This is a genomic window from Streptococcus sp. HMSC062H02 (assembly GCF_001813005.1).
Lineage (GTDB): Bacteria > Bacillota > Bacilli > Lactobacillales > Streptococcaceae > Streptococcus > Streptococcus oralis_S.
Genome location: NZ_KV811116.1, coordinates 36,930 through 45,608 on the forward strand (window position 1 = coordinate 36,930; position 8,679 = coordinate 45,608).

The following is an 8,679-nucleotide window of genomic DNA, read 5'->3' on the forward strand; positions in this document are numbered from 1 at the left end:
GACGGACGGTAGCGACCTTCTTCAAAGTTCCATACCTAAACTTTGAGCCTAGGTTTCAAAGTTTCCGAACACCTAAAATCAACCGGTTTCAGGTGTTTTCATTACGGCGAAAAGTCTGGGAAAGTATTTGATTTATACTCAATGAAAATCAAAAAGCAAACTAGGGAACTAGTCGCAGGTTGCTCAAAACACTGTTTTGAGGTTGTAGATAAGACTGACGAAGTCAGTCACATATATACGGCAAGGCGACGTTGACGCGGTTTGAAGAGATTTTCGAAGAGTATTAGTTATGAAATGGTGAATGAGTTGTCTCAATTGTGGTGTATAGTTGATAAGATATAGCTTGTTTACGCTTTAAAAAGAGCCAATCGGCTCTTTTTACTTTATTCTCCTTCAAAGGCATCTTTTATATGGTCAAAGAAGCCTTTTTTCTTTGGATTGACTTTCAAGTCACCTGCAGCTGCGAATTCTTTAAGCGCAGCTTTTTGGCGGTCGTTCAAACCTGTCGGAGTCACGACATTGACAGTAACGTATTGGTCACCAACAGCACCGCCACGAAGGCTCGGTGCTCCCTTGCCACGTAGACGGAATTTCTTGCCAGTCTGAGTTCCTTCTGGGATAACCAATTCAACATCTCCATGAACAGTTGGAATTTCTACAGTATCTCCAAGAGTAGCTTGGACAATATTAAGATTTAACTTGTAGAAAATAGTTGTTCCTTCACGTTCAAACTTATCACTAGCTTCTACTGAAACCACCACATACAAGTCACCATAAGGTCCACCGTTAAAGCCTGCTTCACCTTGACCAGCTAGGCGAATTTGTTGACCAGTTTCCACACCAGCAGGGATTTTTACATGTACGCTATGAGCTTGTTTTTCATGACCTGTTCCGTGACAAGTTGTACATGGATCTTTGATTTCTTTTCCGCGACCATGACAGACATCACAAGTTACTTGACGGCGCATCATACCAAGCGGAGTCTGCGTGTCGACGTTAATAACACCAGCGCCATGACAGCGTCCACAAGTGACTGGACTTGTCCCTGGCTTAGCACCAGATCCGTTACATGTACGACAGCTGGCTTCACGGTTGTACTTAACTTCCTTTTCTGTTCCAAAGATAGCTTCTTCAAAGGTCAAGTTCACACGGTACTGGAGGTCATCCCCTTGACGAGGAGCGTTTGGATTGCGCGAAGCTCCGCCTCCCCCGAAAAAACTTGAGAAGATATCTTCAAAACCACCGAAGCTACCCGCTCCGTCAAAACCGCCAAAACCACCGGCACCACCGAAGCCACCGTTGGCACCTGCAGCACCATATTGGTCGTAGGCCGCACGTTTTTGGTCGTCACTCAAAGTCTCATAGGCTTCTTGAACTTCCTTGTATTTTTCCTCAGCGCCAGGCTCCTTGTTGATATCTGGGTGATATTTTTTGGAAAGCTTACGATAAGCCTTTTTGATTTCGTCTGCCGAAGCGTTTTTGGACACCCCCAGACGATCATAAAATTCAGTATTGTTCATACAAGATACTAAGAGCGAACAGAAAGCGACTGAAATTTAGGAAACCGACAAGAAATCCTGATTTCTTAGGAGGTTTATCTAATTTCCAAGCTTTCCGCTCGAGTTCAATTACGAACACCCTTATTCCTTTCTGTTAATATTGCGGAACGAGACCACGATTTAGGTCGGGTTCAGTTCCTTTCTTTTATATTGAATCAGAATTTTGGGAACCCGTGTTCAATTCCCTGAACACCTTTGTTCCTTTCTATTGATATTTTGAATCAAACCTCGATTTAGGTCGGGTTCAATTCCTTTCTGTTATATTGAGTAAGAAATTTGGGAACCCGTGTTCAGTTACGAACACCCTTGTTCCTTTCTATAATTTTCATGTAAATCTTTAGAGGCTGTTTTCTATACTCTGCTTTACTTGATTAAACTCTTCATCTGATAAAGTAAATATCAAATCCTCTTCAGCATACTCGTTCTGTTCTTTAAAATAGTTGTCCGTATTCTCTGCCAACCCTAAACCGAAAATCACTTTTCTTGCAAACTCTTGATGTGCAAAACCGATAGCCGTAATGATTTGTTTATCTTGGACAAGAACTTTCGGTTGGAAATTCTCACGTGGAAGAAATTCAAAATAGTCAAAGAAGTTTTGCCAAATTCCACCTGTAAATTTCGTGTCGTTCAACAAGCCTGCTTTCGCCAATAAAAGGGGCGCTGAAGAAATGGCTGCAATTAGGATATCTTGCTCATTAAGGCTTCTCAAAAACGAGATCAATTTCTCATCTTGTAGAGCGGGACCTATATTTACCATTCCTGGCAAAATCACACAAGAATAATCTTCTATACGGATCTGATTCAATGTTTTCGTCGGTTGACAGGGCAAACCATCCTCAGAGACCACCATCGAATTCTCAGAAGCGACATAATCAATCGTGATATCAAAAGACAGAGCTAAAGTACTCGTTAAAGCGGTTATCTCATAAAGAGAAAAATTAGGATAAATGACACAAAGTACTTTTTTCATAAGCTACACCCACTATTTTACCGAAAAACAGAGGCTGGGTTGCAACCTCTGGATTTCTTCTTATCATTACGACGTTCGAAAATAAAGTCGATTATACTTTGTTTTTGAACTAGTAAGGCGTTTAGGCAAGTCGCCATAGCGATTGCTGTAGAATGACAATCACTTTAGTGATTAGTCATTCTTAACGAGTTAGGCTTAACTGAGTCTCGGCTAAAAACTTCGGAAAAAAGATAAGCCATCTTTTGTGCACCGCACAAGGCGATGGCTTCCTATTTTTCTTTCGTTTTCTTAACGCCTCAACATCTTATTTTTCAGTAAACTCTCCGTCTACGACGTCATCGCCTGCATTTCCTGTTGCTTGTGCGCCTTCTGCTCCTGCTTGAGCTTGTTGAGCTGCTGCGGCTTGTTCGTAGAGTTTAACAGCAAGTCCTTGAGCTTTTTCGTTCAATGCTTCAAGTTTCGCTTTCATTTCGTCCAAGTTATTGTCTTCTTGAGCTTTTTTAAGGTCATCAAGGGCAGCTTGGGCAGCATCACGTTCTGCGTCGAAGCCTTTGCCTTCAGTTTCCTTGATTGTCTTTTCAGTCGCAAAGATAGCTTGGTCTACTTCGTTACGAAGGTCTACTTCTTCTTTACGTTTCTTATCTGCTTCAGCGTTAGCTTCAGCATCTTTCATCATGCGGTCGATTTCTTCGTCTGTCAAACCTGAGTTAGATTGGATCACAATAGTTTGTTCTTTTTGAGTTCCAAGATCTTTAGCCTTAACAGACACGATACCGTTCTTGTCGATATCAAATGTTACTTCGATTTGAGGAATTCCACGAGGTGCAGCTGGGATATCAGTCAATTGGAAGCGTCCAAGAGTCTTGTTATCAGCTGCCATTGGGCGTTCACCTTGAAGAACGTGGATATCAACGGCTGGTTGGTTGTCTGCTGCAGTTGAGAAGACTTGTGATTTAGATGTTGGGATAGTAGTGTTGCGATCGATAAGTTTTGTGAAGACGCCACCCATTGTTTCGATACCAAGTGACAATGGTGTCACATCAAGAAGGACAACGTCTTTAACATCACCAGTGATGACACCACCTTGGATGGCAGCACCCATAGCAACCACTTCATCAGGGTTTACTGATTTGTTTGGTTCTTTACCAGTTTCAGCCTTCACAGCTTCTACAACGGCTGGGATACGAGTTGAACCACCAACAAGGATAACTTCGTCGATTTCTGACAAGCTCAAACCTGCATCTGAAAGGGCTTGACGAACTGGAACTTTTGTACGTTCTACAAGGTCACGAGTCAAATCGTCAAATTTCGCACGAGTCAAAGTCATTTCCAAGTGAAGAGGTCCAGCCTCACCTGCAGTGATGAATGGCAAGCTGATTTGTGTTGAAGTTACACCAGAAAGGTCTTTCTTAGCTTTTTCAGCCGCATCTTTCAAACGTTGCATTGCCATCTTGTCAGTAGACAAGTCAATACCGTTTTCTTTCTTGAATTCTGCTACCAAGTGGTCGATGATTTTTTGGTCAAAGTCGTCACCACCAAGTTTGTTGTCCCCTGCAGTTGACAATACGTCGAAGACACCGTCACCCAATTCAAGGATAGATACGTCGAATGTACCACCACCAAGGTCGAATACCAAGATTTTTTCTTCTTTGTCAGTCTTGTCCAAACCGTAAGCGAGTGCTGCTGCAGTTGGCTCGTTAACGATACGTTCTACTTCAAGACCAGCGATTTTACCAGCGTCTTTTGTTGCTTGACGTTGAGCATCGTTGAAGTAAGCTGGGACTGTGATAACTGCTTTGGTTACTTTTTCACCAAGGTATTCTTCAGCGTAACCTTTCAAGTATTGAAGAATCATAGCTGAGATTTCTTGTGGAGTATATTCTTTTCCATTAGCAGAAACTTTTTCAGAAGTTCCCATCTTAGATTTGATAGAGATAACTGTATCTGGGTTTGTAACTGCTTGACGTTTTGCGGCATCACCAACGATGATTTCGCCATTTTTGAATGATACTACAGATGGAGTTGTACGGTTTCCTTCTGGGTTTGCGATGATTTTGCTTTCAGTTCCTTCAAGAACTGCAACTGCTGAGTTTGTTGTACCTAAGTCAATACCGATAATTTTAGACATGTGTTTTTCTCCTTAAATTTTATATTCTTTCTTTTTGATACTCTTCTTAGGTGGCGGCGCCGTCAGAGCTTGACTCGTCAATCTCTCTGACTAAACTTTGAGCCTACGGTCTCAAAGTTTGCGCAAATAACGCCACGGCGAAGAGTATCGTCTTTGGTTCGCTTTGCTCACTATTGCAATGCTGAACAATTTCTTATCTTTCTTTCATAGTTTAGTGTCGTTTCGGACAAGATTCCTAGTATGTTACGACATGAGGAGTCGAAATCGATACTATTTCGACAACGAGTTAGTAAGGAGGCTAGGCAAACGCCATAGCGATTGCCGTTTTCTGACGAGTTGCTTTAGCTACCGTCAGAATTGCCTAATCGAACACGCCCTAAGCTCTGGGTAAAAAAGATAGATTTTCTTGTGTTCATCGAACACTTCGTCAATCTCCTATTTTTACTGTGAGCTTTTTACGGGCTTTGTATCTTAGTTATAAACCACCACCATGGCTGGGCGTAGGATGCGGTCATGGAGCTTGTAGCCTTTTTGGAAGACTTGGGCGATAGTGTCTGCTGGGTGTTCATCGTCTGCTGGGAGAGTTTGGATGGCCATATGGTAGTTATGGTCAAATTCGCCGTCAGCTGCGATTTCTTCGATTCCTTCTTCTTTCAACGCGTGAATCAAGCTTTCTTGCACCATCTCCAATCCTTTTTTGACATCGTCTGTCAAACCTTCAACTGCAAGGGCACGTTCTAGGTTATCCAAAGAAGGGAGGATCGCTTTTGCCAAGTCCTGGCTACGATAACGTTGCAAGTTTTGACGTTCTTCATTGGCACGGCGTTGAATATTTTGCATTTCTGCATGAGCACGAAGGTATTTGTTTTCGAACTCATCCGCGCGTTCATTTGCCAAGTCCAACTCAGACTTCTCAGGAGTTGTTTCTTCAGTTGTTTCCACAACTTCCTCTTCTTTCATTTCTTCGTTTTTTTTATCTTGGGCCATTTTCGCCTCCTTTAATGATTTCAAAATTAATTTACTTCGTAATGATTACTGCTGAGGTAGCGATAAAAATCTGTCAACTTCATCGTCAAAACACGATTGACCACATTGACTTGGTTGACCAATTGCTGATAATCTAGATTGACTGGACCGATAATCGCTAGAATTCCAAAACCTCGATAAGGAATGAGGAACTTACTGCTAATCACCGCCAAATCTGCTAGACAGGATTCCTGACTGTCTGCAACACGGACATTTTGCATTTGATCTTCATGCAGACCTTCACGAATCTCCAGAGCCACTTTTTGCGGTTGGTCAAAGAACTGATAGGCTGCTAGATTGGCAAAATTCAAGAGATTGACCTTACCCGACACCACAATGTTTTCGTTGAACATTTCTTTAAAAATGTGTTCAAAGAGATCCATGACATTGTCCGTTGTTGTAAAGTAACGTTGGATAATCTGCGGAATCTCCGTCCGAATTTTGTAGTGAATATCTAGAACGGTGTGACCGAGGAAACGTTCTTGAATCAAGGTCTTGAGGCGATTTAAATCTTCCTGCAAGAAGTTCCTTGGAATCAAAAACTGACTGGTAACCGTTCGAGACTCGTCTAGGGTGAAAACTGCAAGAGCAGTATGTTGTCCTAGAACGACAATATCGAAGGCCGTCAGGCGCTGTCTGCTCGGCTCAACATCCAGTGCTACTACCGTACAGCCGCTCAGGTCTGTCAATAGATTAGCAGCCTCTTGCAGAATATCCTCCAGTTTGAAGAACTCCTGATCAAAGGCTTTGACAATCTCGTATACCTCATTTTCAGCCAGTCTGTCAAAAGCAAGCGAGTGTTTCACATAGTACTGAAATCCCGCGACACTTGGCATCCGACCGCTTGAGGTATGAGCCTTCTCAAGCAAACCCTGCTTCTCTAGAGCTGCCATGTCATTACGAATGGTAGCACTACTAGAATTGATAGACTCTTGTAGCGCCTTGGATCCGACAGGTTCGTGCGTTTTGGTAAAGATGTCAATAATCAGATTTAAAATATCCTGCTGACGCTCTGTAACCATCTCATCACTCCTCTCTGTCCGATTGATTAGCACTCTATGTACCCAAGTGCTAACTCATGATTCTATTATACACCCTTAGAAGAGAATGTCAAGATAAAAACTCAAAAATTAGCACTCTTTTACCAAGAGTGCTAAAAATCAGTCTGAAGACCTAGAACCTTGCTACTCATCTACCTGGTATTTCCTTTTAAGTCTGAAAAAACCATAGATTAGATAAGAAATTAAGCAAGTGTATAAAACGAAAATAATAAAGAAAGACTGAGACAAGTTCTCTCGATACAAACTCATGCAAACAACAAGACCACCTGAGAAAGCGGCTATACAGGAACGAAGTCTAGACCGCATAGCTTCCCATCTAAGAGCATTACGCATATAGACTTTCTCCTCTGAAAGTATATCAGAAGTTGGTTTACGAAGAATTGAATAAAAACCTGTTTCTATCAATTCCCAACCGCTATTTCTAAAATCTTGCAGTTCATGCTTATACTTTTTAAGAAATCTAGAATCATAGATATGATAGATGACATCATCTGGTTGGCATTGTTCAAAATAGAAAAAACCAAAACGGTTAGTTCTATATCTCCGACCTTTCAAGTGCATCTCATGTAAATATTCTTCTTCCTTGTCCAAATCAACAATGGTGAAAATCCTAAATTGTACTTTGCTATTCATTGTCTTACCTCCAAATTAGAAAACAGGCATTGTTTCATTTATCAGATAATTCTTTCCACTTTTGAAACAATCTCCCAAAAATATAAGAAATCTGAATCGCAAAAATAATCAATAAAACACAATCTATTATGAAAATCAAAAACAATTCCCAACTGAAAGAACTAGCTCCACTGACAAACTTTGAGAAAACCGGTAGTAGAGCTAAAAACAGAAGCAAAATAGGAAGCATACGCATTATTAAAATCCGTTTGACCACAGCTAACTTCCCGGCCGCGTCATTATAAATTTCAAACTCGGCATCCGATTCAATTTCAAAATGTACTTTTCTAAAGTAGGAAAAACCATTAAAGTCTGTAATATGCTCCCAGCCATAGTCTTTAAATAGTTGTAAATAGGAGGCTCTCTCTGATTTTTTCATGGGATAAAAGTCCAACTGATAAGACACCTGCTCCGGTTGGCACTTTTCAAAAGTATACTTAACCGCAACTACTAAGTTAGAGTAGCTTACTTCCTTAAGTTTCCAGCCCTTAGCATGCATTTCCCCAAGGTATAAAGCCTCTTTATCATAATCTGCAATTGTAGATATCCGATATACAACCTTCTTTTCCATCATACTTCCTCCCGACTATTTCTATAGAGCCGTTCAATACGTTTCAATTCAATATCTAAGACTTTTCGTCCCAAGTCTGTGATCTGATAGATTTTACGTTTTTCCTCTTCCCGGATAAAGGAAATCAAGCCATCCTTTTCCATCTTTGACAAGGTCCCATACATAGTTCCAGGACTAATCGAAACTTGCGAATCTGTCATCTCCTTGACCTTTTGTGTGATACCATATCCATGGTTCTCCTTCTGTAAACAAAACAAGATATAAAAACCTGTTTCAGTCATGGGAAGGTAAACACGCCTGATTTTATCTGTTAATTCCATTTATTCACACCTCCTATTCAGTTCGATATATCGCATCTCGTTATATAAACTATATCACAGCTCGATATAAAATGCAAGAAAAAGAGAGAACGATTTCTCGTTCTCTCTTCTTAGGCTCAGGAATTAAGAAGTCATTTTGTTATTTCCTAAGAGTGGCTTAATCTTTCTTGCGAAGGATAAAAGCTGCTAGGCTTGCAAAGGCAAGACCGATGATTGAAAGAAGACCAGATACTGCTGAACCCGTGTTTGGTAACAAGTTCTGATTTTGACTACTTCCTTCTTCTGGTTGACTATTATTTCCAGAATCTTTAATTGGGGCCGGAGTGAATTCCCAGGTGCCTACGAAGTGTGCGTCTGCTCCATTGATGGTTT

General features: G+C 41.1%; 9 protein-coding genes. All 9 read right to left on the reverse strand.

Features of this window, described 5'->3' with window-relative positions:
- Positions 1-383: 383 nt before the first annotated feature.
- Positions 384-1,520: a molecular chaperone DnaJ gene (dnaJ, locus tag HMPREF2885_RS04305; protein ID WP_070657225.1), complete on the reverse strand. Its 1,137-nt coding sequence runs from the start codon at positions 1,518-1,520 to the stop codon at positions 384-386.
- 376 nt (positions 1,521-1,896) lie between these two features.
- The gene (locus tag HMPREF2885_RS04310) at positions 1,897-2,529 is read right to left on the reverse strand and encodes a DJ-1/PfpI family protein (protein ID WP_070657228.1); all 633 of its coding nucleotides are present in this window, start codon (positions 2,527-2,529) and stop codon (positions 1,897-1,899) included.
- Between the two features lie 304 nt (positions 2,530-2,833).
- Positions 2,834-4,657 (reverse strand): molecular chaperone DnaK, encoded by a 1,824-nt coding sequence (dnaK, locus tag HMPREF2885_RS04315; protein WP_000034683.1) that lies wholly within the window; start codon positions 4,655-4,657, stop codon positions 2,834-2,836.
- A 471-nt stretch (positions 4,658-5,128) separates the two neighbouring features.
- On the reverse strand, positions 5,129-5,644 hold the full coding sequence (gene grpE / locus HMPREF2885_RS04320) for a nucleotide exchange factor GrpE (RefSeq protein ID WP_000046057.1): 516 nt from the start codon (positions 5,642-5,644) through the stop codon (positions 5,129-5,131).
- Positions 5,645-5,670: 26 nt separating this feature from the next.
- Positions 5,671-6,705 carry a heat-inducible transcriptional repressor HrcA gene (gene hrcA / locus HMPREF2885_RS04325; RefSeq protein WP_070567066.1) on the reverse strand — a complete coding sequence of 345 codons (1,035 nt, stop codon included), beginning with the start codon at positions 6,703-6,705 and terminating at the stop codon, positions 5,671-5,673.
- Between the two features lie 162 nt (positions 6,706-6,867).
- Positions 6,868-7,377 (reverse strand): DUF2812 domain-containing protein, encoded by a 510-nt coding sequence (locus HMPREF2885_RS04330; RefSeq protein ID WP_049550486.1) that lies wholly within the window; start codon positions 7,375-7,377, stop codon positions 6,868-6,870.
- Positions 7,378-7,411: 34 nt separating this feature from the next.
- Positions 7,412-7,987, reverse strand: coding sequence for a DUF2812 domain-containing protein (locus tag HMPREF2885_RS10305; RefSeq protein ID WP_000412846.1), 576 nt, complete (start codon positions 7,985-7,987; stop codon positions 7,412-7,414).
- Positions 7,987-8,307: a PadR family transcriptional regulator gene (locus HMPREF2885_RS04340; protein ID WP_000423978.1), complete on the reverse strand. Its 321-nt coding sequence runs from the start codon at positions 8,305-8,307 to the stop codon at positions 7,987-7,989. The genes HMPREF2885_RS10305 and HMPREF2885_RS04340 overlap by 1 nt, the downstream gene beginning before the upstream one ends.
- Before the next feature lie 157 nt (positions 8,308-8,464).
- On the reverse strand, positions 8,465-8,679 hold a 215-nt coding region (locus HMPREF2885_RS04345), incomplete at its 5' end, for an LPXTG cell wall anchor domain-containing protein (RefSeq protein ID WP_148131132.1).

Excerpts from the sequence above, each read along its gene's own strand:
- dnaJ (WP_070657225.1), bottom strand. The coding sequence starts at position 1,520 with ATGAACAATACTGAATTTTATGATCGTCTGGGGGTGTCCAAAAACGCT.
- HMPREF2885_RS04310 (WP_070657228.1), bottom strand. The coding sequence starts at position 2,529 with ATGAAAAAAGTACTTTGTGTCATTTATCCTAATTTTTCTCTTTATGAG.
- dnaK (WP_000034683.1), bottom strand. The coding sequence starts at position 4,657 with ATGTCTAAAATTATCGGTATTGACTTAGGTACAACAAACTCAGCAGTT.
- grpE (WP_000046057.1), bottom strand. The coding sequence starts at position 5,644 with ATGGCCCAAGATAAAAAAAACGAAGAAATGAAAGAAGAGGAAGTTGTG.
- hrcA (WP_070567066.1), bottom strand. The coding sequence starts at position 6,705 with ATGGTTACAGAGCGTCAGCAGGATATTTTAAATCTGATTATTGACATC.
- HMPREF2885_RS04330 (WP_049550486.1), bottom strand. The coding sequence starts at position 7,377 with ATGAATAGCAAAGTACAATTTAGGATTTTCACCATTGTTGATTTGGAC.
- HMPREF2885_RS10305 (WP_000412846.1), bottom strand. The coding sequence starts at position 7,987 with ATGGAAAAGAAGGTTGTATATCGGATATCTACAATTGCAGATTATGAT.
- HMPREF2885_RS04340 (WP_000423978.1), bottom strand. The coding sequence starts at position 8,307 with ATGGAATTAACAGATAAAATCAGGCGTGTTTACCTTCCCATGACTGAA.